The 22,253-nt window shown below is 66.8% G+C and carries 25 protein-coding genes; 9 read left to right on the top strand and 16 right to left on the bottom strand.

The genetic code is table 11. From position 1 onward, the window contains the following. Positions 1-63 precede the first annotated feature (63 nt). The 3 genes from AC5P5R_RS02240 to AC5P5R_RS02230 all read left to right on the top strand — a co-directional run bounded on the left by AC5P5R_RS02240 (position 64) and on the right by AC5P5R_RS02230 (position 3,535). Positions 64-1,101, top strand: a complete 1,038-nt coding sequence (locus AC5P5R_RS02240; protein WP_004147099.1) for a type IV pilus twitching motility protein PilT — start codon at positions 64-66, stop codon at positions 1,099-1,101. Between the two features lie 100 nt (positions 1,102-1,201). Further along, positions 1,202-2,344: a PilT/PilU family type 4a pilus ATPase gene (locus AC5P5R_RS02235; protein ID WP_005408369.1), complete on the top strand. Its 1,143-nt coding sequence runs from the start codon at positions 1,202-1,204 to the stop codon at positions 2,342-2,344. Between the two features lie 207 nt (positions 2,345-2,551). Further along, positions 2,552-3,535, top strand: a complete 984-nt coding sequence (locus AC5P5R_RS02230; RefSeq protein ID WP_100437965.1) for an aldo/keto reductase — start codon at positions 2,552-2,554, stop codon at positions 3,533-3,535. 47 nt (positions 3,536-3,582) lie between these two features. On the opposite strand, the gene AC5P5R_RS02225 is transcribed toward AC5P5R_RS02230, so the two are convergent. After that, positions 3,583-4,482, bottom strand: a complete 900-nt coding sequence (locus AC5P5R_RS02225) for a LysR family transcriptional regulator (protein WP_005412489.1) — start codon at positions 4,480-4,482, stop codon at positions 3,583-3,585. A 93-nt stretch (positions 4,483-4,575) separates the two neighbouring features. Between AC5P5R_RS02225 and AC5P5R_RS02220 the strand changes: the two genes are divergently transcribed. Together AC5P5R_RS02220 and AC5P5R_RS02215 are read left to right on the top strand one after the other, a co-directional pair. Further along, positions 4,576-4,785, top strand: coding sequence for a DUF4287 domain-containing protein (locus AC5P5R_RS02220; protein WP_005412490.1), 210 nt, complete (start codon positions 4,576-4,578; stop codon positions 4,783-4,785). A gap of 110 nt (positions 4,786-4,895) precedes the next feature. Beyond that, entirely contained in the window at positions 4,896-5,603 is a 708-nt protein-coding gene (locus AC5P5R_RS02215; RefSeq protein ID WP_014036228.1) for a YitT family protein, read from the top strand. 83 nt (positions 5,604-5,686) lie between these two features. Here the strand turns inward: AC5P5R_RS02215 and AC5P5R_RS02210 are convergent, their stop codons facing one another. Beyond that, entirely contained in the window at positions 5,687-6,232 is a 546-nt protein-coding gene (locus AC5P5R_RS02210; RefSeq protein ID WP_005408375.1) for a DNA-3-methyladenine glycosylase I, read from the bottom strand. After that, positions 6,229-8,028 (bottom strand): DUF4153 domain-containing protein, encoded by a 1,800-nt coding sequence (locus tag AC5P5R_RS02205; RefSeq protein WP_099561916.1) that lies wholly within the window; start codon positions 8,026-8,028, stop codon positions 6,229-6,231. The genes AC5P5R_RS02210 and AC5P5R_RS02205 overlap by 4 nt, the downstream gene beginning before the upstream one ends. Positions 8,029-8,119: 91 nt before the next feature. Here AC5P5R_RS02205 and AC5P5R_RS02200 point away from each other — a divergent pair, with 91 nt between their 5' ends. From AC5P5R_RS02200 to AC5P5R_RS02185, 4 genes are all read left to right on the top strand, one after another. Further along, on the top strand, positions 8,120-8,686 hold the full coding sequence (locus AC5P5R_RS02200) for a YqgE/AlgH family protein (protein WP_005408377.1): 567 nt from the start codon (positions 8,120-8,122) through the stop codon (positions 8,684-8,686). Then, complete coding sequence (ruvX, locus tag AC5P5R_RS02195) at positions 8,679-9,173, top strand: Holliday junction resolvase RuvX (RefSeq protein ID WP_005408378.1); 495 nt, start codon at positions 8,679-8,681, stop codon at positions 9,171-9,173. Before AC5P5R_RS02200 ends, ruvX begins: the two co-directional genes overlap by 8 nt. Positions 9,174-9,188: 15 nt before the next feature. Further along, the gene (locus AC5P5R_RS02190; RefSeq protein WP_005412492.1) at positions 9,189-10,139 is read left to right on the top strand and encodes an aspartate carbamoyltransferase catalytic subunit; all 951 of its coding nucleotides are present in this window, start codon (positions 9,189-9,191) and stop codon (positions 10,137-10,139) included. A gap of 297 nt (positions 10,140-10,436) precedes the next feature. Continuing rightward, a complete protein-coding gene (locus tag AC5P5R_RS02185) occupies positions 10,437-10,928 on the top strand; it encodes an REP-associated tyrosine transposase (RefSeq protein ID WP_005408380.1) in 492 nt (163 codons plus the stop codon). A gap of 87 nt (positions 10,929-11,015) precedes the next feature. Here AC5P5R_RS02185 and AC5P5R_RS02180 read toward each other — a convergent pair whose 3' ends face one another. From AC5P5R_RS02180 to lptA, 13 genes are all read right to left on the bottom strand, one after another. After that, positions 11,016-11,813 (bottom strand): carboxylesterase family protein, encoded by a 798-nt coding sequence (locus AC5P5R_RS02180; protein WP_005408381.1) that lies wholly within the window; start codon positions 11,811-11,813, stop codon positions 11,016-11,018. A gap of 70 nt (positions 11,814-11,883) precedes the next feature. Next, on the bottom strand, positions 11,884-12,150 hold the full coding sequence (locus tag AC5P5R_RS02175) for a hypothetical protein (protein ID WP_005408382.1): 267 nt from the start codon (positions 12,148-12,150) through the stop codon (positions 11,884-11,886). 61 nt (positions 12,151-12,211) lie between these two features. Continuing rightward, a complete protein-coding gene (gene mgtE / locus AC5P5R_RS02170) occupies positions 12,212-13,573 on the bottom strand; it encodes a magnesium transporter (protein WP_005408383.1) in 1,362 nt (453 codons plus the stop codon). A gap of 228 nt (positions 13,574-13,801) precedes the next feature. After that, complete coding sequence (ptsP, locus tag AC5P5R_RS02165) at positions 13,802-15,571, bottom strand: phosphoenolpyruvate--protein phosphotransferase (RefSeq protein ID WP_100437966.1); 1,770 nt, start codon at positions 15,569-15,571, stop codon at positions 13,802-13,804. Positions 15,572-15,573: 2 nt separating this feature from the next. Continuing rightward, complete coding sequence (locus AC5P5R_RS02160; RefSeq protein WP_005408385.1) at positions 15,574-15,843, bottom strand: HPr family phosphocarrier protein; 270 nt, start codon at positions 15,841-15,843, stop codon at positions 15,574-15,576. Next, on the bottom strand, positions 15,836-16,228 hold the full coding sequence (locus AC5P5R_RS02155) for a PTS sugar transporter subunit IIA (RefSeq protein WP_164281641.1): 393 nt from the start codon (positions 16,226-16,228) through the stop codon (positions 15,836-15,838). The genes AC5P5R_RS02160 and AC5P5R_RS02155 overlap by 8 nt, the downstream gene beginning before the upstream one ends. 495 nt (positions 16,229-16,723) lie before the next feature. Beyond that, on the bottom strand, positions 16,724-17,608 hold the full coding sequence (gene rapZ / locus AC5P5R_RS02150; protein WP_005412498.1) for an RNase adapter RapZ: 885 nt from the start codon (positions 17,606-17,608) through the stop codon (positions 16,724-16,726). A 27-nt stretch (positions 17,609-17,635) separates the two neighbouring features. Beyond that, entirely contained in the window at positions 17,636-18,586 is a 951-nt protein-coding gene (hprK, locus tag AC5P5R_RS02145) for an HPr(Ser) kinase/phosphatase (protein WP_099484778.1), read from the bottom strand. Beyond that, a complete protein-coding gene (locus tag AC5P5R_RS02140) occupies positions 18,583-19,035 on the bottom strand; it encodes a PTS sugar transporter subunit IIA (protein WP_005408389.1) in 453 nt (150 codons plus the stop codon). The genes hprK and AC5P5R_RS02140 overlap by 4 nt, the downstream gene beginning before the upstream one ends. Before the next feature lie 21 nt (positions 19,036-19,056). Then, positions 19,057-19,374: a ribosome hibernation-promoting factor, HPF/YfiA family gene (hpf, locus tag AC5P5R_RS02135; RefSeq protein ID WP_004147311.1), complete on the bottom strand. Its 318-nt coding sequence runs from the start codon at positions 19,372-19,374 to the stop codon at positions 19,057-19,059. 58 nt (positions 19,375-19,432) lie between these two features. Continuing rightward, positions 19,433-20,854 (bottom strand): RNA polymerase factor sigma-54, encoded by a 1,422-nt coding sequence (locus AC5P5R_RS02130; RefSeq protein WP_012479344.1) that lies wholly within the window; start codon positions 20,852-20,854, stop codon positions 19,433-19,435. Between the two features lie 39 nt (positions 20,855-20,893). Further along, positions 20,894-21,613 carry an LPS export ABC transporter ATP-binding protein gene (gene lptB, locus AC5P5R_RS02125; protein ID WP_005408391.1) on the bottom strand — a complete coding sequence of 240 codons (720 nt, stop codon included), beginning with the start codon at positions 21,611-21,613 and terminating at the stop codon, positions 20,894-20,896. After that, the gene (lptA, locus tag AC5P5R_RS02120) at positions 21,613-22,164 is read right to left on the bottom strand and encodes a lipopolysaccharide transport periplasmic protein LptA (protein WP_005408392.1); all 552 of its coding nucleotides are present in this window, start codon (positions 22,162-22,164) and stop codon (positions 21,613-21,615) included. Before lptA ends, lptB begins: the two co-directional genes overlap by 1 nt. Positions 22,165-22,253: the final 89 nt, after the last annotated feature.

The following is a 22,253-nucleotide window of genomic DNA, read 5'->3' as shown; positions in this document are numbered from 1 at the left end:
GGCTATACTGCCGCCCGGGGAAAGATCCTTCCAGTCGAAGCCGTTATTGGGGAGTAGCCGCTCATGGATATCGCCGAACTGCTGGCGTTTTCCGTAAAGAACAAAGCGTCCGACCTGCACCTGTCCGCAGGCCTGCCGCCGATGATCCGCGTCGACGGCGACGTTCGCCGGATCAACATCCCAGCCCTGGACCACAAGCAGGTCCATGCGCTGGTGTACGACATCATGTCCGACAAGCAGCGCCGCGATTACGAGGAATTCCTCGAAGTGGACTTCTCCTTCGAGATTCCATCGCTGGCGCGCTTCCGAGTGAACGCGTTCAACCAGAACCGCGGTGCCGGTGCGGTGTTCCGTACCATTCCGTCCGAGGTGCTCACCCTCGAGGACCTGGCCTGCCCGCCGCTGTTCCGCGAAGTGATCCAGCAGCCGCAGGGCCTGATCCTGGTGACCGGCCCGACCGGTTCGGGCAAGTCGACCACGCTGGCGGCGATGATCGACTACATCAACAAGAACGAATACGGCCACATCCTCACCGTCGAGGATCCGATCGAATTCGTGCATACCTCGCAGAAGTGCCTGATCAACCAGCGCGAAGTGCACCGCGACACGCATGGCTTCAATGAAGCACTGCGCTCGGCGCTGCGTGAGGACCCGGACATCATCCTGGTGGGCGAACTTCGTGACCTGGAAACCATCCGCCTGGCACTGACCGCGGCGGAAACCGGCCACCTGGTGTTCGGCACCCTGCACACCAGCTCGGCGGCCAAGACCATCGACCGCATCATCGACGTGTTCCCGGCCGGCGAAAAGCCGATGGTGCGCTCGATGCTGTCCGAGTCGTTGCGCGCGGTCATTTCGCAGGCGCTGCTGAAGAAGGTTGGCGGCGGTCGTACCGCAGCGTGGGAAATCATGGTCGGCACCCCGGCCATCCGCAACCTGATCCGCGAGGACAAGGTGGCGCAGATGTACTCGGCCATCCAGACTGGCCAGCAGTACGGCATGATGACCCTGGACCAGCACCTGCAGGACCTGGTCAAGCGCAGCCTGATCACCCGAAACCAGGCCCGTGAGTACGCCAAGGACAAGCGCCTGTTCGAGTAAGGCGGGGCAGTAACGGGGCAGCGTGCGCCAGTGCGCTGCTGTTCCCGTGTTGTTTCCTCCACCGACCGTTACCTGGTAAACCGCTTTCCGGGAGCCTGCCGTGAACACCACCGCGACCACCATCGATTTCACTTCGTTCCTCAAGCTGATGGCGCACCAGCGCGCCTCGGACCTGTTCATCACGGCCGGCATGCCGCCGGCGATGAAGGTCAACGGCAAGATCTCGCCGATCACGCAGACCCCGCTCACGCCGCAGCAGAGCCGCGACCTGGTCCTCAACGTGATGACTCCGGCGCAGCGCGAGGAATTCGAGAAGACCCATGAATGCAACTTCGCCATCGGCCTGTCCGGTGTCGGCCGCTTCCGCGTCAGCTGCTTCTACCAGCGCAACCAGGTCGGCATGGTGCTGCGTCGCATCGAGACGCGCATTCCGACGGTGGAAGAACTGAGCCTGCCGCCGATCATCAAGACGCTGGCGATGACCAAGCGCGGCATCATCCTGTTCGTCGGCGCCACCGGCACCGGTAAATCGACGTCGCTGGCAGCGATGATCGGTTACCGCAACCAGAACTCGACCGGCCACATCATCACCATCGAAGATCCGATCGAATTCGTGCACAAGCACGAGGGCTGCATCATCACCCAGCGCGAAGTCGGCATCGATACCGACAGCTGGGAAGCCGCGCTGAAGAACACCCTGCGCCAGGCGCCGGACGTGATCATGATTGGTGAGGTGCGTACCCGCGAAGGCATGGACCACGCCATCGCGTTCGCCGAAACCGGCCACCTGGTGCTGTGCACCCTGCATGCCAACAACGCCAACCAGGCGATGGACCGCATCGTCAATTTCTTCCCGGAAGACCGCCGCAACCAGCTGCTGATGGACCTGTCGCTGAATCTCAAGGGCGTGGTCGCGCAGCAGCTGGTGCCGTCGCCCGATGGCCGCTCGCGCAAGGTGGCGATGGAGATCCTGCTGGGCACGCCGCTGGTGCAGGACTACATCCGCGACGGCGAGATCCACAAGCTGAAGGAAGTGATGAAGGACTCGGTCCAGCTGGGCATGAAGACCTTCGACCAGAGCCTGTTCGAGCTGTACCAGGCCGGCGAGATCAGCTACGAGGACGCGCTGCGTTACGCCGATTCGCAGAACGAAGTGCGCCTGCGCATCAAGCTCAGCCAGGGCGGCGACGCACGCACGCTGTCACAGGGCCTGGATGGCGTGGAGATCTCCGAGATCCGGTGACCTGCGACTCTGTAGAGTCGACTGTCAGTCGACTCTCGCGCGCAGCGCGGGATTTTCCCGGCCGGTGAAAGAGCAGTCGACTAACAGTCGACTCTACCGGGCGCGTTGGCGATTGATGAATTCCAGTCATGACCAACTGCAATGCTGCCCATTCAATCGGCGGCCCCTGCAGGCGTATCGTCAGCGTTCCCCCTCTGGAGCACCACGATGCAGACACGTGAACTCGGCCGCAGCGGCCTGAAGGTTTCCGCCTTGGGCCTGGGTTGCATGGGCCTGACCCATGCCTATGGCCAGCCGGTCGAGCGCAGCCAGGGCATCGCCCTGCTGCACGCTGCCGTTGAACGCGGCGTGACCTTCTTCGACACCGCCGAAGTGTACGGCCCGTACACCAATGAAGACTTGCTCGGCGAGGCTCTGGCGCCTTACCGCGACAAGCTGGTGATCGCCACCAAGTTCGGCTTCAGGGATGCGCGCACCGATACCGGCCTGGACAGCCGCCCCGAGAACATCCGCGCCGTGGCCGAAGCCAGTCTCAAACGCCTGCGCACCGACCATATCGACCTGTTCTACCAGCACCGTGTCGACCCGAACGTGCCGATCGAGGACGTGGCCGGCACCGTGCGCGACCTGATCGCCGAGGGCAAGGTCGGCCACTTCGGCCTGTCCGAGGCCAGCGCCACCACCGTGCGCCGTGCGCACGCGGTGCAGCCGGTGGCTGCCGTGCAGAGCGAGTATTCGCTGTGGTGGCGTGAACCGGAGCGCGAACTGCTGCCGGCCCTGCAGGAACTGGGCATCGGCTTCGTGCCGTTCAGTCCGCTCGGCCGTGGCTTCCTGACCGGTGCGATCAACGCCGACACCACCTTCGACGCCAACGATTTCCGCAACAGCGTGCCGCGCTTCGAAGTGGAAGCCCGCCGCGCCAACCAGGCGCTGGTGGATCGCATCAGTACGATTGCTGCAGCACGCGGCGCGACCCCGGCGCAGGTGGCGCTGGCCTGGCTGCTGGCGCAGGCGCCGTGGATCGTGCCGATTCCGGGCACCACCAAGATCCACCGCCTGGAAGAGAACCTGGGCGCGGCTGACCTGCAGCTGGCGCCGGAGGAGCTGCAGCGCATCGCGCAGGCGCTGGATGAAGTGTCGATCGTCGGTGAGCGCTACAACGCACAGCGTGCGGCCCAGGCCAAGGGCTGATCACCGGGTGCGGACCGAGGTGGGTGCGGACCGTTGGTCCGCACACCTCATCCAGCCATCGGCCCGCGCAGCGCATCCAGCACCGTGCGCATCGCCACCGTGACGTGGCGGCGCGACGGGTAGTACGCGTAGTAGCCATCGAAGTGCGGGCACCAGTCGTCCAGCACCGACTGCAGGCGGCCGTCGTCCAGCATCGGCTGCACCTGGTCTTCCGGCAGCCAGGCCAATCCGCTGCCGGCCAGCGCAGCGGCGCGGGTCATGCCCATGGTGTTGAAGGTCCACTGGCCGCTCACGCGCACGCTCAGTTCGTTGCCGTCCTGGCCGAAATCCCACGGCATCAGCCCGCCATGCGTGGGCAGGCGCAGGGTCACGCAGTTGTGGTCTGCCAGCTCGTCCGGATGGCGTGGGACCACGTGCTGGCGGAAGTAGCCGGGTGCACCGACCACGCGCATGCGCAGCGGCGGGCTGATCGGCACGGCGACCATGTCGCGGGCCAGGCGTTCGCCGAGGCGGATGCCGATGTCGTAGCGCTCGGCCACGATGTCGGCCAGCCCGTAGTCGGCGGCCAGTTCCACCTTGAGGTCCGGATACTGCTGCAGCAGCGGCGCCAGCCGTGGCCACGCGATGTACTCGGCGGCATGGCCGGTGGCATTGATGCGGATGGTGCCGGCCGGGCGTTCACGGTATTCGGCCAGCGCGGCCAGTCCGTCCTCGATCTCGGCCAGGCGCGGGCCCAGGGTGTCGAGCAGGCGGGCACCGGCTTCGGTGGTGGACACGCTGCGGGTGGTGCGGGTCAGCAGGCGCACGCCCAGGCGCTGTTCCAGGCCGCGCATGGCATGGCTGAGCGCGGACTGGGACACGCCCAGCTGGGCGGCGGCCTTGGTGAAGCTGCCCTCGCGGGCAACGTGGACGAAGGCCTGCAGGTCGTTGAGGTTTTCGCGGGGCATGACGGGATGATACGGCTCCCGGATTGAACGGACCTGTCGATTTCCGGCTCCCCTGTTCGTCGTACCGGTACATCCAACGCAAGGAGCTTCCGCATGAGCACTGAAAAGCCCAAGGGCCCGGCTTCGTACTTCCCCTCCATCGAGAAGACCTACGGGCAGCCGGTGGCGCACTGGTTCGGGCTGCTGGCCGGGAAGAAGGGCCTGAAACACATGGAACTGGTCAGCTTCCTGAAAAGTGAGCATGGGCTGGGCCATGGCCATGCCAATGCGCTGGTGGCGCACCATCTGGCCGGCAAGGGCTGAGCAGCGGCGGGCCGGAGATCGGGCGGGGCGCATTCAGCTGAACGATTTCATCTGCAACTGTCATGCAGATCGTGTCTAATACCGCTCCCCACCTGCTGTTCCCCACCCGTATGTCCCTTCCCTCCCATGGCCCCGCGCCGTGCGACGACGCTGACGGCCATCTGGTCACCGCCGGTCCGCTGACCCCGCCGCCCGACAGCGCCGGCACCACCGCCGACGAAAAAGCGCTGCGCCACTCGATCGCCGAGGACGTGCAAGGCATGGTGCTGGCCACGATGGTGGCTTCGCTGGGCCTGGCCATCTTCGCCAAGGGCGGGCTGATGATCGGCGGCATGGCGGGCATGGCGTTCCTGCTGCACTACGCGATGGGCTGGAACTTCGGCCTGGTGTTCGTGCTGGTCAACCTGCCGTTCTACTGGGTGGCGCTGCGGCGCATGGGCTGGGAATTCACCCTGAAGACCTTCGCCGCGGTCACCGCCTGTGGCGTGCTGACCGACCTGCTGCCGCGCTGGATCGACTTCTCGCACATCAACCCGCTGTATTCGGCGATCGTCGGCGGTGCGTTGTCCGGCCTGGGCATCCTGTTCTTCATCCGCCATCGTGCCAGTCTCGGCGGCATCGGCATCCTGGCGGTGTACCTGCAGCGCACCCGTGGCTGGAGCGCGGGCAAGGTGCAGATGTCCTACGACGCCTGCCTGATGGTGGCCGCGTTCTTCGTGTTGTCGCCGTCGAAGGTGCTGTACTCGGCCATCGGCGCGGTGGTGCTCAGCCTGGTGCTGATGTTCAACCACCGCCCCGGCCGCTACATGGGCGTTTGACCGTTCAACGGGGTTGCCGGCCAGCGGCCGGCACTACCGGAACCCACGCGTGGCAAGGCCGGGCTATGCCCGGCAGATATCCATCAGCGGGCGGCGGCCCTCAGCCACGGCGGCGACAGCGTCAGCAGTCGCGCATGCACCGGGCAGTCCTCGGCATGCGCACCGGGCAGGTAGCCCAGGCTCATCAGGAACTCGCCGGTGATCTCGCCGCCGGTGAAGCGGAAGGTCTTCTTGAACAGCTTCACCCAGTCGGCCTTGCTGCGCGGGTGGTGCGCGTCCAGCCACGCCGCGAAGCTGCCATGGCTGGCCCGCAGCTGCTGGATCACCTGCGCGTTGTGGATGGCCGCCAGCACCTTCAGCCGGTTGCGGATGATGCCTGCGTCCGACAGCAGGCGCTCGATGTCCTGCTCGGCGTACGCCGCCACGCAGTCCACATCGAAGCCGTCATAGGCCGTGCGGAAGCCCTCGCGCTTCTTCAGGATCGTTTCCCAGCTCAGGCCGGCCTGGTTGATCTCCAGCACCAGCCGTTCGAACAGCTCGCGCTCGTCACGCTGCGGGAAGCCGTACTCGTTGGCGTGGTAGTAGTCGTGCACCGGATGGCCCGGGGCGATGAGGCAGTAGCCGCTCATGGGGAAGGCTCGTTGGATTCGGGTTCGGATTCGGATTCGGGATCGATGGCCAGCGCAGGGTGCCCGCCGATGGACAGCATCGGCCAGCGCGGTGGCACGAGCGTGAGTTTGCCGTCACGCAGGGCCTGGTTGATCGCCTCGGCCTGGCCGCTGACGGTGCCGAACAGCGAACCGGCCCGGCGCCAGTGGGCATCCCTGCCACGTGCGTACAGCACGCAGTCCGGCCCACGGTGGGTGTACAGCTCGCACAGCAGCACTTCGCCAGTGCCATCGCCGTCCAGGTCGCGATGCACGATCAGGCAGTCGCGCTCGCTCTGGGCGCAGGATTCGCCATCGATCGCGCGCGTGGCCAGTGCCTGCCACCAATCGTCCGGTGGTGAGCTGGATCCCTTGGCCAGCTTCAGCGCGCGCTGCAGGGCCACGACGTCCTGCGGCCCCTTGTCGAGGCGGTGGCCGTCATCCCAGCGTGAGGTACGTGCCAGCGCAGCCGCAATCACCTGCGGCGCGTTGGCATCGGCGGTGATGGCTGGATCACGCTGCAGCTCGCGCAGCGCCCGCACGCCGCGGTGGCCAAGATCGAAACGCAGCACGTTGACGTCACTGCTGGTGATCGCGGGCGGGTCCGCACGCAGGCGCGCCAGCTGGCTGGACAGGGTCAGCCGCACCGGGTCCAGCAGCGGCGAGTTGCCCAGCAATGCCAGTGCCAGCACCGCCCAGCACATCCAGCGGTTGACCGGCTCCAGCATCTGCAACCAGCGGCGCTGCCGGCGCAGCACCGCCAGCGCGTAGCCCACGGCATAGCCGGCCACGGCCACTGCGACGAGTACCGCCCAGAACCGGTCCACGGTCCAGCCGTACTGCACCACGCGCAGCCCCAGTGCGTACAGCGCCAGTGCGGCGTAGACCGGCAGTGCCAGCAGGCTGGCTTCAACCAGCCGGCGCAGCAGCAGCGGGTAGGGGGCGCTGTCTTCCCCCTGCTGGTAGACCGCATTGGTGAACGTCACCAGCAGCAGCGACAGCACCAGCAGCAGGCCGGCGGCCGAGCGGGTCTTCCACAGCGGTTCCAGCCCGGTAAGCGGCAGGCTCAGCACGAACAATACGGCGATGAACGAGAGCAGTGGCAACAGCCCACGGCAGATCGCGAACAGCACCTGGCGGGTGATCTGGATGGCGCGGTGCTGGGTGCGCCCGATCAGTACGCCGAACCCGGCCAGGCTGCCGGTGGCCAGTGCGATGAACGCGTCCTGCCGGAACAGGTCGCGGAAGACTGTCACGTCGAGCAGCTGGAACAGCGCCGACCACAGCCACAACAGCAGCCAGGTCAGCCCGGTGAACAGTGCCGCCAGGGCCAGGGTCAAACCATTCTGCCAGGCGCGCTCGAACAGCTCGGGGTAACTGGCACGCCAGTGCCCGTGCTGCAGCTGGAACTGCCACCAGGGCAGGACCACGAACACCGCAACGGCCATGCCCAGGGTCAACGGAAGCTGCAACGCGCCCGATTCCAGTGCGGTCTCGCCATTGAGGTTCCAGCCGATCCAGGCGGCCAGCGCCAGCACCACCGTCGAGCCGAGCACGGCCTGCAGCCACAGGCGGCGCTGGCCCAGCTCCACCAGGCTCAGCGCCACCGCGCTGGGAATGGCCAGCACCCAGGCGTACCAGCAGTAGCGCCAGCCGATATCGCGGAACGGCCACGCGTCGGACAGTTCCTGCGCGGCATACAGCATCAGGCCCTGCAGCAGGGCAAGCAGGACGATGGCGCTGCGTGCCGGCAGGGTCAGGGGCGTTGAAGACTGCATCGATGACCTTCCATGGCAAAGCACCATCCTAGCCCATCGCTGTTCGACGCCATCGCGCGACCATCCCGCCCCCAGCAGGTAGAATAGGGCCATGCCTGTAACGCCGACCTCCCTTGCCGATCACCTGCTCGTCGCGCTGCCGTCGCTGCTCGACGCGACCTTCGCCCGCAGCGTCGCGCTGATCTGCCAGCACGACGAGAACGGGGCGATGGGCGTGCTGGTCAACCAGCCTTCCGAGTACACGCTGGGTGAAGTGCTTGCACAGATGGACATCACCACCGGTGATGGCGACCTGCAGGCGCGCATGGTGCTCAACGGCGGCCCGGTGCATCCCGAGCGCGGCTTCGTCATCCATGACGACGCGCGGGCGTGGGATTCCAGCCTGACCGTGGGCGACGGCCTGTACCTGACCACCTCGCGCGACATCCTCGAAGCGATGGCGCGCGGCGAAGGCCCGGCCAATGCCGTGGTCACCCTCGGCTGTGCCGGTTGGGGCGCAGGGCAGCTGGAAAGCGAGCTGTCCGAGAACAGCTGGCTGACCGTGCCGGCCGATGCCGAGCTGGTGTTCCAGCTGCCGCTGGAGCAGCGCTGGCAGGGTGCGGCCTCGCGCATCGGCGTGGACCTGTTCCGGCTGACCGACTACAGCGGCCATGTCTGAGCCCATCACGCCCGCGCCGGATTCTGCTGCCCCGGCGATCCGTCGTGATGGCACCGTTCTGGGTTTCGATGTCGGCTCGCGACGGATCGGCGTGGCCATCGGCAGTGCCTTCGCCGCGCATGCGCGCGCGGTGGCCGTGGTCGATGTGCACGGCAACGGCCCGGACTGGACCGCGATCGAACGCCTGCTCAAGGAATGGAAGCCCGACGGCCTGGTGGTCGGCGACCCGCTGACCCTGGACGGCCAGGACCAGCCCAACCGCAAGCGCGCGCAGGGCTTCGCCCGCCAGCTGCGGGAGCGCTTCAAGCTGCCGGTGGTGATGATCGACGAGCGTTCCAGCTCGGTCGAGGCCGCACGCCGCTTCGCCGTCGAGCGCGCCGAAGGGCGCAAGCGCCGCCGTGATGCGGCTGCCCTCGATGCCGTCGCCGCAGCGGTGATCATTGATCGCTGGCTGTCGTCGCCGGACGACGCCACCCCCATTCCCTGACTGCCCGACACCGCCATGACCGCCCAGCAAATCGATGCCTCCGGACGCCTGCGCCACCTGCTGACCCTGGAGGGCCTGCCGCGCGAAACGCTGCTTCAGCTGCTCGACCGCGCAGGGCAGATCCGCGATGCCGCAGTGGGCCGCGTCGGCAACAAGCGCCAGGTGCTGGCCGGTTCGGCGGTGTGCACGCTGTTCTTCGAACCGTCCACGCGCACCCGCAGTTCGTTCCAGCTGGCCGCGCAGCGGCTGGGGGCGGACGTGCTGAATTTCGACGCCTCCACCTCCTCTACCCGCAAGGGTGAGACCGCCTGCGACACGCTTCGCAACCTGGAAGCGATGGGCGTGCGCGGCTTCGTGGTGCGCCACCCCGATGACGGCGCCGTGGCCGCACTGGCCGATGCGGCAGGCGAGGGCACCGCGCTGATCAATGCCGGTGACGGCCGCAGTTCGCACCCGACCCAGGGCCTGCTGGACATGCTGACCCTGCGCCAGGCCAAGGGCCCGGATTTCTCGAAGCTGAAAGTCGTGATCGTCGGCGACGTAAAGCACTCGCGCGTGGCCCGTACCGACCTGCATGCGCTGCGCACGCTGGGCGTGGGCGAGATCCGCGTGTGTGGCCCGCAGTCGCTGCTGCCGGACGACGAGACCCTGAAGGGCTGCGTGGTCGGCGATGATTTCGACGCGATGCTGGAAGGCGTCGATGCGCTGATGATGCTGCGCCTGCAGCGCGAGCGCATGGAAGAAGGCCTGGTGCCGTCGCTGGAGCAGTACCACGCGCAGTACGGCCTGACCAACGAACGCCTGGCGCGCGCGGGCAAGGATGCCGCGGTGCTGCACCCGGGCCCGATCAACCGCGGCGTGGAAGTGACCGACGAGGTGGCCGACGGCCCGCAATCGTGGGTGCTGCGCCAGGTCGCCAACGGCGTCGCCGTGCGCATGGCCGTGCTGGAAACCCTGCTGGGCTGACCTGCCCTGGTGGGTGCCGACCGTTGGTCGGCACGGCTGATCTGTCCTCATCCGATCCGGTGGGTGCCGACCGTTGGTCGGCACGGTTGATCTGTCCTCATCCGATCCGGTGGGTGCCGACCGTTGGTCGGCATGGTTGATCTGTCCTTATCCGATCCGGTGGGTGCCGACCGTTGGTCGGCATGGAACCGTCAGTGCGGTGAAGTGCGGGCCTAGCCATTGAATGGTTCCGGGCCTACCTGTACTGACGTGATTGCCCGATAGAACCGGAGTAGCGGCAGGCGCACGCTTGGGCCCATGAGCCGCGCACGCCTACGCCTTGGCCGCCATTCCCGGATCGGACAATCCTACATCCTGACCACCGTCATCCAGGAGCGTCGACGCTACTTCGATGATGCCACTGCGGCACAGGAGGTGATGGATGTGTTCCGTCGCATTGATGCTGAGGGCCTGACGCACTCACTTGCCTATGTGGTCATGCCGGACCACATCCATTGGCTTGTGGAGATCCGTGCGTTCTCGCTGGACTACATCATGCAACGCTTCAAATCGAGCAGTGCATTGCGGATCAACCGCATGCTGGGTAGGACAGGACCATTCTGGCAATCGAGCTATCACGATCACGCCATTCGTTCTGAAGAATCACTGTTTCGCCATGCGATGTACATCGTCGCCAACCCGGTCAGGGCGAACTTGGCGAGCTGCGTGGGAGAGTATCCGTATGCCTGGTGCCGATGGGAGATCGATGAGAGGTACCAGGCAATGGATTACCCCGAAGCGGAGAGGTAGTGCCGACCAACGGTCGGCACCCACCCATACCCAAGCCGACCAACGGTAGGCATCCACCAACAGGTGTTTCCCAGCAGAAGCTGCGGTTCAGCGCTTCTGCGCGAACAGCCATTCCCACATTGCCGGGTCGGCGTAGGTGGCGTCCCAGGCATTGTGGTTGCCTTCCGGGTATTCGGTGTAGCGCACGTCGCGTGCGGCGGCGCGCTGGAATGCGGCATGCAGTCTGCGGTCGTCGTCCGGCGGCACCACGTCATCCAGTGCGCCGTGGAAGATCCAGATCGGCGTGTGCTGCAGGCGCTGGGCAATCACCGCGTACGGGTCCGCTTCGTGCGCGACCTGCTCGACGAACAGGGTCGGGCGTACCGCACGCGGGGCGAGCACCGCGCCGCAAACGGGGACGATCGCGGCAAAGCGGCGTGGGTCATCCAATGCGATGTTCCAGCTGCCATAGCCGCCCATCGACATGCCGGTCAGGTATTGCCGCGCCGGGTCGGCGCCGAATTCGGCGATCGTCGCGTCCAGCGCGGCCACTGCCGCACGGTTGTTGCGGCCGCTCCATTCCTCGTGGCCCGGCACCTGTGGGAACACCACCAGGGCGGGGAAATCGGGATGCGCACGCAGGTAAGGCCCCAGTCCGGCGTGGGTCTGCTTGACGCCATCGGCGCCGCGCTCGCCCGAGCCGTGCAGGAACAGGACGACCGGAAGGTGGGTGGGAGCGGCGGCCTGCACGCCGGCCGGAATGAACACCTGGTAGTAAGCCGTTTGCCCGTCCACCTTCACCGCACGTGCTTCGAAGCGGCCACGCGCGTTGTCCGGCAGCGAAGTGCAACCGCTCATCATCAGAAGGGCCAGCAGTGACAGCCAGCGCGACAGCAAACGGACCATGGGATTTTCCGAAGCGGCGAGATCGCCTGCATCGTAGTCCGCCGACGTCGGCCCGGCATCGTGCGCCGCGTCACTGCGGGCGCGGGAAGCTGGCGATGATCTCCAACTGCTCCTGTGCCTCGGCATTGCCCTCGGCGGCGGCGGCCTGCACCTGCGCAATGTCCGGGTGCAGGACCACCAGCAGTGGGTTCTCGCAGACCGGGCAGTCGTACTCGGTGGCGTCCTCGTCCAGCTCCATCTCCATGGCACGCGAGCTGCCCTTCCATTCGCAGGCCGGGCAGGTGTGCTGGTGGTCGCGCCAGCCGGGCTGGAAGTAGTTTTCGATTGTCGTTGCCATGGGGGATCCAGTTGGGATCGGGTCAGAGCGCCGCGCAGCGGGGATCCGACCCTCGAGACGGTCAGTGCAGCAGCACCAGGGTGGCCAGGCCGAGGAAGGTGAAGAAGCCCATCGAATCGGTCACGGCGGTCAGGAAGATGCCGCTGGCCAGCGCCGGGTCGAAGCCGAAGCGTTTCAGCGTCAACGGCACCAGCACGCCGGCCAACGCAGCAAACAACAGGTTGCAGGTCAACGCGATGGCGATCACTGCCGACAACCCGGGCGAGTGGAACCAGGCGAGCACGATCAGGCCCAGCACCGAACCCAGCATCACGCCGTTCAACAGCGCGACCCGTACTTCCTTCCACAGCAGGGTGCGGGCGTTGGAGGCGCCCACCTGGCCCAGCGCCAGGCCGCGCACCATCAGTGCCAGCACCTGGGTACCGGCGTTGCCGCCGAGGCCGGCGACGATCGGCATCAGCACCGCCAGCGCCACCAGTTTGTCGATGGTGCCTTCGAAGTGGCCGACCACGCTGGAGGCCAGAAAGGCCGTGCACAGGTTCACCGACAGCCACATCAGGCGGCGGCGCATCGCGCGCCAGACCGGGCTGAACAGATCTTCGTCCTCGTCCAGACCGGCGGCGCCCAGCGCCTGGTGCTCGGCCTGGCCGCGGATGATGTCGACCACGTCATCGATGGTGATGCGACCAATCAGGATGTTGTTGTCATCCACCACTGGCGCGGAGATCCAGTCATGGTCGGAGAACTGGCGGGCGACTTCCTGGTCACTCTCGCCGACGTCGATGGCTGGCTGCTCGTCGTCGATCAGGCGATTGATCGGGGTGGTGTCCTCGTGGGTCACCAGTGCCGCCAGCGACACGCGGCCTAGGTACTGATGGCGGCGGCTGACCACGAACAGGTGGTCGGTGTGGTCGGGCAGTTCACCGCGCAGGCGCAGGTAGCGCAGCACGACGTCGACATTGACGTCGGCGCGCACGGTCACAACGTCCGGATTCATCAGGCGACCGGCGCTGTCCTCGGGATAGGACAGGACCTGTTCCAGGCGCTCGCGGTTCTCGCGGTCCATCGACTTGAGGACTTCGTCGATGACCGTGTCCGGCAGGTCTTCGACCAGGTCGGCCAGATCGTCGATGTCCAGGTCTTCGACCGCGGCGATGATCTCGTCCGGGTCCATGTCCGCGAGCAGGCTTTCGCGCACGTCGTCGCCGACGTGGACCAGCACCTCGCCGTCGTCTTCCGGATCAACCAGTCCCCACACCACCTCGCGCTTGCCCGGCGGCAACGATTCGAGCAGGTTGCCGATCTCGGCCGGGGCCAGGGTGTTGACCAGGCGACGCACCGGGCCCAGCCGGCCGCTGTCCAGTGCATCGGACAGCATCCGCAGTTGGCGCGCAGTCTTGTCGTGGCGTACAGCTTCAGCCATCGCAGCTCCCGCGGGGATAAGAAAAGCCGCGATCCCGGCAAGGATGCGGCAACAGGGGTGTTCAGCGCGTCATTATCGCAAGGCGATGTTTCAACGCATAGCCGCCGGGTGGCGGGAGTGCCGGCCGCTGGCCGGCAACGTATTGGCCTTCAACGAGACGGGGTCAGATCCCTTTTCCCGCGGAAAAGGATCTGACCCCAGGCGTGCATGCCCGGCGAGCGGGGGGTATCAGGCCGTTTCGGCCACCAGCGCCAGCCAGCACTCGATCGCGCGGCGGTCGCGCGCGGCCAGCAGCTTCGGTGCGCGCGCGCGCAGCATGGCCAGGTCGGCCTCGCGGACCGCGCGGCGTACTTCCAGCAGCGTGCCCGGGTGCAGGCTGAACTCGGTCAGGCCCAGTGCCAGCAGCAGTGGGGTCATCCGCGCATCGCCGGCCATCTCGCCACAGACCGCCACCGGGATGCGGTGGCGCGCGCCGGTCTCGATCACCATCTGCAGCAGCCGCAGCACCGCCGGGTGCAACGGCGAATACAGCTCGCCCAGTGCTTCATTGTTGCGGTCGGCCGCCAGCAGGTACTGCACCAGGTCGTTGGTGCCGATCGACAGGAAATCGACCAGGTCGATGAAGCTCTCCAGCGCCAGCGCCGCAGCAGGGACTTCGATCATCGCGCCCAGTGGCACGTGGTCGGACACCATGTGGCCTTCGCCGCGCAGCTGTTCGGTCAGCTTGAGCATGCGGCGGCGCACTGCCAGCAGTTCCTCCCGGGTGCTGACCATCGGCACCAGCACCCGCAGCTTGCCGTAGGCCGAGGCGCGCAGGATCGCGCGCAGCTGGGTGTCGGCTACCTTCGGCCGTGCCAGCGACAGGCGTACGCCGCGAAGGCCGAGCGCCGGGTTTTCTTCGTTGCTCAGGGTCAGGCCGGTGCGGTCGGCCTTGTCCGCGCCCAGATCGAGGGTGCGGATGGTCACCGGTCGCCCGCTCATGCCCAGTGCCGCATCGCGGTAGGTCTGGAACTGTTCTTCTTCATCCGGCAGCTCGTTGCGCTGCAGGAACAGGAATTCGGTGCGGTACAGGCCCAGGCCGTGGGCGCCCAGCGCATGCGCCTGGGTCACGTCCTCCAGCGACTCGGCATTGGCCAGCAGGGCAATGTCGACCTGGTCGCGGGTGCGGCTGGGCTTGCTGCGCAGGCGGCCGAGCTCGCGCTGTTCGCGCGCGTGTTCCTTCAGTCGTGCGCGGTAGTCGCGCAGATTGTCGGCCTGTGGATTGGCGGTGATGCTGCCGTCGGCGCCGTCGATGATCAGCACGTCGCCATCGGCGATGCGGCTGAGCAGCTGCGGCACGTTGACGATCAAGGGCAGGTGCAGGCTGCGCGCAAGGATCGCGCTGTGCGAGAGCGCGCTGCCGGCGGCGGTGACGATGCCGACCACGCCTTGCGCCTGCAGCTGTGCCAGTTCGGAGGGCGCGATGTTGTCGCAGACCAGGATCTCGCCGGCCAGGCCTTTCACCGCTGGCGGGCGTTCGGGCTGCAGGAAGGCATGGATGCGGCCGATCACATGGTCGAGGTCGTCCATGCGGCTCTTCAGGTAAGCATCGTCCATGCCGTCGAAGACCTTGGCCAGGCGGTCGCGCTGCAGGCGCAACGCATAGCCGGCGCTGTACGGTCCGCTGCGGATCAGTTCGTCCAGCCCATACAGCAGCTCGGGATCGTCCAGCAGCAGCGCATGCAGGTCGAGGAACTCACCCACTTCCTGGTTCAGCGCTCCATGCAGGCGCTGGCGCAGCTCGTGCATCTCCGAGCGCGCGGCGTCCACCGCGCGATGCAGGCACGCCAGCTCGGCCTCGACCTGGTGGGCGGCAACGCGCTGCTCGGCCACTTCCAGTGCATGCGGCAGGCGCACGCGGGCGCGGCCCATTGCCGTGCCGCGGGCGGCACCATGCCCGGCCAGCAGCAGTACCGGCCGCTGGCCGGAAGGGGGTTGGCCGGCGCGTGCGCGTGGCACGCTCAGCTGTCCTCGTCGAAACGGCGTTCGAACAGGCCGACCACCGCCTCCATCGCGGCGGCTTCGTCCTCGCCGTTGATCCGCACGGTGACCGGGGTGCCCTGGCCGGCGGCCAGCAGCATCACGCCCATGATGCTCTTGGCGTTGATCTCACGGCCTTTGGCGGCCATGGTCACGTTGCAGCGGAACGGCGCCAGGGTCTGCACCAGCTTGGCGGTGGCCCGGGCATGCAGGCCCAGGCGGTTGCTCACGGTGAGTTCTCGTTCAAGCATCGTCGACTATCACTCCATTACGGGTACCCGCCGCGGCTGTGGCGGGCAGTTGATCCAGTCCCTGTTCCGGATAATTCATCACCCGCAGCAACATCGGCAGGCTCAGCGCCGACACCCGGCGAACCGGGGTCCCCAGCCGGGCCAGCTGCCCGGCAAGGTTGGCAGGGCTGGCGCCGTACAGGTCGGTCAGGATCAGCACACCATCACCCCCGTCAACCCGCCGCAGGGCGGCCGAGGCGAGCGGGAGCAGGGCGTCCAGGTCTGCGTCGAACGGTACTTCGAAAGCTTCGGTTTTCAGCGGCAACTGCCGCAGGAGCCGGGTCGCCACGTCAAGCAGGGCGGTCCCGACCCCGGGATGTGTTACGAGGAGAATGCCACAGGTCATTACTGCACGTTAACAGGTCAAGGTGAATTGGCGATAGCAGCAGGAGAGGGGCACTGTGTCCCGTATTCAGCGTTGCTCCCAGGGGAGGCCTTTTCCGTTGAGAGAGAGATCCGACCCCATCCGTTTTTTCGATGCCTGACAGCGATTCATCCACGCAGGCGTGGATCCATCGTGTCGACCAGGGTCGACTCCCACCCGCAGCAGAAATCTGTCAGAGGTGGGGCGGTGTGGGTCTGCAGGACCGTTGGCGCCATGGATGGCGCCATCGAGCCCCCAGGGGTGAGGGCGCTTTGCTTGCGAAGCACTGCTTCGCAAGCGCCCGAACGCCCAGCCGCCAGCGGCTGGGCCGGACCGCGGAGCGGGGTTCACGGCGTGTCCTGCAGACCCACACCGCCCCGCCATCCCACGGAATGCCGCTTCTGCTGTTGCTGTTGCTGTTGCCGGCCAGCGGCCGGCACTACCGGCGGGTGCCGGGCGCAGCCCGGCCGACCCCCCTCAATCCTGTTCGCGGTGGTACGTCGCCACGTCTTCCCAGCCCATCTCGCGGGCATGCCGGGCCAGACGCTCGGCCAGGAACACCGACCGGTGCTTGCCGCCGGTGCAGCCGAACGCCACGGTCACATAGCTGCGGGTGCCATCGCTCAGCTTCGGCAGCCAGGTATCGAGGAAGTCCATCAGCTGGGCCAGGTAGCGCTGCACGTCCGGCTGCGCTTCCAGGTAGTCGCGTACACCCGGTTCGCGACCGCTGAGCGCGCGCAGGTCCGGGTCCCAGTGCGGATTGGGCAGCACCCGCGCATCGAACACGAAGTCCGCCTCGGCCGGCACGCCGCGCTTGTAGGCGAACGATTCGAACAGCAGCGACAGGCCGGTGGCATGGTCCATCGTGAACTCGGTGATGATCCGCCGCCGCAGCTGATGCACGTTGAGGCTGCTGGTGTCGATCACCGCATCGGCCTCGCGGCGCAGCGGTGCGGTCAACTCGCGTTCGCGGGCGATGGCTTCAGGCAGCGACAGGCCCAGCTGGCTCAGCGGATGGCGGCGGCGGGTGTCGGCGTAGCGCTTGAGCAGCGTCTCGTCGCTGGCTTCGAAGAACAGCACCTTCACGTCCACGCCGGCGTCGGCCGCCAGCTGCCGCCAGTCGCCCAGCTGGCTCAGGTCGGCCTGGCCGCGAACGTCGATGCCTACGGCCAGACGCCGTGGTGCGCTGCCGTCGTGGTTGGCCAGCAGGCTGCGCACGAAGTCGGGCAGCAGATTGATCGGCAGGTTGTCCGAGCAGTAGTAATCCTGGTCCTCGAAGGTCTTCAGGGCGACGGATTTACCCGAGCCGGACAGGCCACTGACGATGATCAGGGTCGGGGCGGAGGGGGTGACGGTGCTCATGGACAGGCTCTTCGAAGGGCAGGGAAATCAGGGTGTTCGCCGTTCCAGCAGGTTGCTGTGACGGGCAATGAACATGGCTGCCGGGTCGATGCCCTTGGTGCGCAGGATGTGCAGGCGGGTGGCCGCCTCGGTCAGCACGGCCAGGTTGCGGCCGGGCATCACCGGCAGGGTGATCAGCGGTACGTCCAGGTCCAGCACATGGCGGGTGCCCGAATCGCCGGTCAGGCGCTCGTAGCCATGCGGGGTGGGTTCGGTCATCGGCTTGGTCAAGTGGACGATCAGCCGAAGGTACTTGTTCTTCTTTACAGCCGTGTCGCCGAACATCTCGCGCACGTTCAACACGCCCAGGCCGCGCACCTCCAGCAGGTCCTGCAGCAGCTCCGGGCAGGTGCCATCGAGTACATCGGGCGCGATCTGGGTGAATTCGGGGGCATCGTCGGCCACCAGGCGATGGCCACGGCTGAGCAGTTCCAGCGCCAGTTCGCTCTTGCCGGATCCCGCTTCGCCGGTGATCAGCACGCCGATGGAATAGATCTCCATGAACACGCCATGCAGGATCACCCGCGGCGCCAGCGTCCGCGCGAGGTGGTAGGACAGGTGGTTGAGCAGTTCGTGGCCGCGCTTGGGCGACAGCCACAATGGCGTGCCGGATTCGTCCGCTGCAGCGCGCAGGTCTTCCGGGCAGGCCTGGTTGCGGGTCAGCACCAGCGCCAGCGGGTGCGACTGCATGATCTTTTCGATGGTCTCCCAACGCTGGCGCGGTTCCAGCGCATCCAGCCAGGACAGTTCCTCGGTGCCCAGGATCTGCACCTTGTTGGGATAGATGGCATTGAGGTAGCCGGCCAGCGAGGGGCGCCGCGAGACCGTGTTGCCGGCCTCCAGCTCGCGCTGCTCGCCGGACTTGCCGGCAGCCCAGCGCAGTCCCAGCCGCTCGCGCTGCTGTTCGAACAGTTCACGGGCGGTGATGCTGGTATTCATGCGGCACTCGCAGGTGGGGTCATGTCCAGCGCCTCGCGCAGCGCCCGGGCATCGCCCGCTTCGCGCAGGGCCTGGCGGATGTCCGGCGCCGAGAACAGCTCGGCCAGCTCGGACAGCAGCATCAGGTGCTGGTGGGTGTAGTGGGCGGGGACGGCCATCGCGAACACCAGGTCCACCGGCTCCTCGCCACCGAAATCGACCGGGGTGGCCAACCGCAGCAGGGCGCCGCGGGGGCGGTCCAGGGTTGGCGCGCGGCCGTGGGGAATGGCGATGCCGTGGCCGATGGCCGTGCTGCCCAGCGCTTCGCGCTGGCACAGGTTCAGATAGATCTGTTCGGCGTTGGCCTGGCGGCAGGCCAGCAACCCGGCGGCGGCCTGCAGGACGCTGTCACGGTCGGTGGCCGTGCAGAGCTGGGTCTGCACGGCCGCCAGGAGGTCAGTCAGGGGCATGTCTGCGGGGAACGGTGGCGATCAGCCACCATTGTCGCCCACCGGCAGCGGTGCGTGCTGCTGTTTTTTCTCCTTGTGCTTGATCACCAGACGGTCAAGCTTGTCCGCAAGCAGGTCGATCGCGGCATACATCGTCTGGGCATTGGCCTCGGCGTGCAGGGTCTGGCCGGGAATGTTGAGGCTGGCGTCGACGTGGTGTTCGGTCTTCTGCAGCTTGAGGGTCACCCGCGCTTCGCAGTGCTGGTCGAAGTGCTTTCCGATCCGGGCCAGCTTCTCCTCAACATAGGACTGCAGGGCCGGGGTGACTTCGACATCTTTGCCAAACGTTTCGATGCGCATCGGGTTTCTCCTGTGTTCGGATGTGCCAATGAACCTCTCCGCCGGGCGCGGCGGCGCGTCAAGCGATTCTGACCCTTTCGTGCGAGGCGGAAATGTTCATGGCTTCACGATACTTCGCCACGGTGCGTCGCGCTACTGGAATTCCCGACGATTTGAGCAGGTCAGCCAGCTTGGCGTCAGAAAGCGGCTTGCGCGGGTTCTCGTCGTCGATCAGGCGCCGGATCATCGCCTGGATGGCGGTGCTGGACGCCTCGCCACCGCTCTCGGTATCGATGCCCGAAGCGAAGAAGGCGCGCAGCGGCAGGGTGCCTCGCGGGGTACGCACGTGCTTGCGGGCGATCGCGCGCGAGACCGTGGATTCGTGCAGGCCGAGCTCGGCGGCGATCTCGCGCAGGGTCAGTGGACGCAGCGCCTGCTCGCCGAATTCGAGGAAGCCGGCCTGCTGCAGGATCAGGCTGCGCACGACGCGCAGCAGGGTGTCACCACGCTGCTGCAGCCCTTTCAGCAGCCAGCGCGCTTCCTGCAGCTGGGCACGCAGGTAGCCGGCATCGGCGTCGCCACAACGTCGGATCAGCTGTTCGTAGCCACGGTGGATCACCACCTTCGGCCCGGCATGCGCGGCCAGCGCTGCGCGCCATACGCCGTTCTGCCGCCACACCACCACGTCCGGCACCACGTAGGTGTCCTGCGACAGCGGCGCGATCTGCGTGCCCGGGCGCGGGTCCAGCGAGCGCAGCAGCGCCACGGCAGTCTCGACCTCGTCCAGCGGCAGCTTCAACTCATGGGCGAGCCCGGCGACGCCGCTGCGCGGCAAACGTTCCAAGGGTCCTGCGGCAATCTGTCGCGCCAGGAGCAGGCCGGGCGTGTCGCCGGCCAGCACATCCAGCTGCAGCAGCAGGCATTCGCCCAGCGTGCGTGCAGCCACACCCACCGGATCGAAGCGCTGGATGCGATGCAGCACGGCGAGGATCTCGTCCTCGTCGGCGTGGATCGCCGGCAACAGGGTTTCAGCGATGGTGGCCAGCGGCTCGCGCAGGTAACCATCGTCGTCCAGTGCATCGATCAGCGCGGCACCGATGCTGCGATCACGCGAGGACAGATGCGACAGATGCAACTGCCACAGCAGATGGTCGGCCAGTGTTTCGGTTTCGGCTACGCGCTCGGCAGCGCTGCCGTTGTCGTCGTCATCATCGAAGCTGCCACCGCTGCCGGTCGTCGTCCAGTCCAGTTCGGTCGGCGCCCAGTCGTCGCCCTCATCGCTGCGCTCTGCAGGCGCTTCGTTGTCGTTGCCATCGCTGCCTTCGTTGGCGGCGCTGCTGTCGTTGCTGTCGGCCCAGTCCAGCAGTGGGTTGCTTTCCACTGCCTGCGCGATCTCCAGCTCCAGTTCGGTGGCCGACATCTGCAGCAGCTTGATCGCCTGCTGCAACTGGGGCGTGAGCACCAGTTGCTGTCCCAACGATGTCTGCAGCCGAGTCTTCATGCCTGTGCCGAAAGGAAGGAAAGGGACCCGGCGACTGCTTCACAGCTTGAAGGAATCCCCGAGGTAGACGCGACGTACATCGGCGTTGTCCAGGATCGCCTCCGGCGAACCCTGGGCCAGCACGCTGCCCTCGGCGAGGATATACGCGCGGTCGCAGATACCCAAGGTCTCGCGCACGTTGTGGTCGGTGATCAGCACGCCGATGCCACGCTGCTTGAGGTGGGTGACGATGCGCTGGATCTCGCCGACCGAAATCGGGTCGACACCGGCGAACGGTTCGTCGAGCAGGATCAGGCGCGGTTGTGCGGCCAGTGCGCGGGCGATCTCGCAGCGGCGGCGTTCGCCACCGGACAGGCTGGCGCCGAGCTGGTCGGCGACATGGCCCAGCTGCAGTTCGTCTAGCAGGCCGTTCAATTCGCGCTCGCGGCCGGCCGAGTCCAGGTCCTCGCGCAGTTCCAGCACCAGGCGGATGTTGTCGGCCACGGTAAGCTTGCGGAACACCGACGGTTCCTGCGGCAGGTAGCCCACCCCCTGCTTGGCGCGGGTGTACATCGGGTCGCCGGTGATGTCCTTGCCGTCGAGCACGATGCTGCCGGCATCGGCGGCCACCAGACCGACGATCATGTAGAAACAGGTGGTCTTGCCGGCACCGTTGGGGCCGAGCAGGCCGACCACTTCACCCGCATCGAGGGTCAGGCCGAAGTCCTTGACCACTTCGCGCTGCTTGTACTTTTTGCGCAGGCCCTTGGCGACGAGCATTACTTCCTGCTCCCGGCCGGCTGTGCCGGCGTGGTGGCCTTGGGCTGTGCCGCAGGCGCGGCCGGGGTCTTGTTCTTCGGCGGGATGACGGTACGCACGCGGCTGCCGTCACCACCGGAGTTCATCTCGCCGGTGCGGGTGTTGTAGACCATGCGCTGGCCGGCATTGGTGCCGCGCGCGCTGGTGACCTTGTAGTTGCCGGTCAGGGTGATGATCTCGGTCTTGATGTCGTAGTCGATGCGATCAGCCAGCGCATCCATCCAGGTGCCGTCATCAAGCTGCTGCTTCATCTTGGCCTGCTTGCCGGTGAACACCACGCGCACGGCCTCGCCGTCCTTGAGGTAGATCTCGGCCTCGGACGAACGCAGGTCCAGCGTGCCCTGGGTGATGATCACGCCCTGCGACAGCACGGTCTTGCCGTCGCCGGTGAGCATGCCGGACTGGGCGCCGGAATCGATGTGCATGTCTTCGTTGCGGTCGGTGGACTTGGCGAAGGCAGCGCTGGGGACAAGAAGACCGAGCGCGAGTACGGCGGCAAAGGGAATCTTCATCGGGGTCCGTTCTACCGGTGGGGGCCTGCCGGGCGGGCCGGGGGCGGAGGGTGGGGCTGCCGGCCCTGCGCCTGTCCGGAGACGTCGCG

It is taken from the genome of Stenotrophomonas sp. YJH_SMC_19 (genome assembly GCF_059367915.1).
Note: the sequence above shows the minus strand (reverse complement) of the source record. Positions and strands in the feature narration are given on the sequence as shown.

Coding starts and splice junctions, on each gene's coding strand:
- AC5P5R_RS02185 (WP_005408380.1), top strand. CDS start 10,437: ATGAGCCGCGCACGCCTACGCCTTGGCCGCCATTCCCGGATCGGACAA.
- AC5P5R_RS02240 (WP_004147099.1), top strand. CDS start 64: ATGGATATCGCCGAACTGCTGGCGTTTTCCGTAAAGAACAAAGCGTCC.
- AC5P5R_RS02155 (WP_164281641.1), bottom strand. CDS start 16,228: ATGACCTGTGGCATTCTCCTCGTAACACATCCCGGGGTCGGGACCGCC.
- hprK (WP_099484778.1), bottom strand. CDS start 18,586: ATGAATACCAGCATCACCGCCCGTGAACTGTTCGAACAGCAGCGCGAG.
- AC5P5R_RS02160 (WP_005408385.1), bottom strand. CDS start 15,843: ATGCTTGAACGAGAACTCACCGTGAGCAACCGCCTGGGCCTGCATGCC.
- AC5P5R_RS02140 (WP_005408389.1), bottom strand. CDS start 19,035: ATGCCCCTGACTGACCTCCTGGCGGCCGTGCAGACCCAGCTCTGCACG.
- AC5P5R_RS02190 (WP_005412492.1), top strand. CDS start 9,189: ATGACCGCCCAGCAAATCGATGCCTCCGGACGCCTGCGCCACCTGCTG.
- rapZ (WP_005412498.1), bottom strand. CDS start 17,608: ATGAGCACCGTCACCCCCTCCGCCCCGACCCTGATCATCGTCAGTGGC.
- AC5P5R_RS02215 (WP_014036228.1), top strand. CDS start 4,896: ATGTCCCTTCCCTCCCATGGCCCCGCGCCGTGCGACGACGCTGACGGC.
- hpf (WP_004147311.1), bottom strand. CDS start 19,374: ATGCGCATCGAAACGTTTGGCAAAGATGTCGAAGTCACCCCGGCCCTG.
- AC5P5R_RS02220 (WP_005412490.1), top strand. CDS start 4,576: ATGAGCACTGAAAAGCCCAAGGGCCCGGCTTCGTACTTCCCCTCCATC.
- lptB (WP_005408391.1), bottom strand. CDS start 21,613: ATGCTCGTCGCCAAGGGCCTGCGCAAAAAGTACAAGCAGCGCGAAGTG.
- AC5P5R_RS02210 (WP_005408375.1), bottom strand. CDS start 6,232: ATGAGCGGCTACTGCCTCATCGCCCCGGGCCATCCGGTGCACGACTAC.
- ruvX (WP_005408378.1), top strand. CDS start 8,679: ATGTCTGAGCCCATCACGCCCGCGCCGGATTCTGCTGCCCCGGCGATC.
- AC5P5R_RS02200 (WP_005408377.1), top strand. CDS start 8,120: ATGCCTGTAACGCCGACCTCCCTTGCCGATCACCTGCTCGTCGCGCTG.
- AC5P5R_RS02180 (WP_005408381.1), bottom strand. CDS start 11,813: ATGGTCCGTTTGCTGTCGCGCTGGCTGTCACTGCTGGCCCTTCTGATG.
- mgtE (WP_005408383.1), bottom strand. CDS start 13,573: ATGGCTGAAGCTGTACGCCACGACAAGACTGCGCGCCAACTGCGGATG.
- AC5P5R_RS02205 (WP_099561916.1), bottom strand. CDS start 8,028: ATGCAGTCTTCAACGCCCCTGACCCTGCCGGCACGCAGCGCCATCGTC.
- lptA (WP_005408392.1), bottom strand. CDS start 22,164: ATGAAGATTCCCTTTGCCGCCGTACTCGCGCTCGGTCTTCTTGTCCCC.
- AC5P5R_RS02130 (WP_012479344.1), bottom strand. CDS start 20,854: ATGAAGACTCGGCTGCAGACATCGTTGGGACAGCAACTGGTGCTCACG.
- AC5P5R_RS02230 (WP_100437965.1), top strand. CDS start 2,552: ATGCAGACACGTGAACTCGGCCGCAGCGGCCTGAAGGTTTCCGCCTTG.
- AC5P5R_RS02225 (WP_005412489.1), bottom strand. CDS start 4,482: ATGCCCCGCGAAAACCTCAACGACCTGCAGGCCTTCGTCCACGTTGCC.
- AC5P5R_RS02175 (WP_005408382.1), bottom strand. CDS start 12,150: ATGGCAACGACAATCGAAAACTACTTCCAGCCCGGCTGGCGCGACCAC.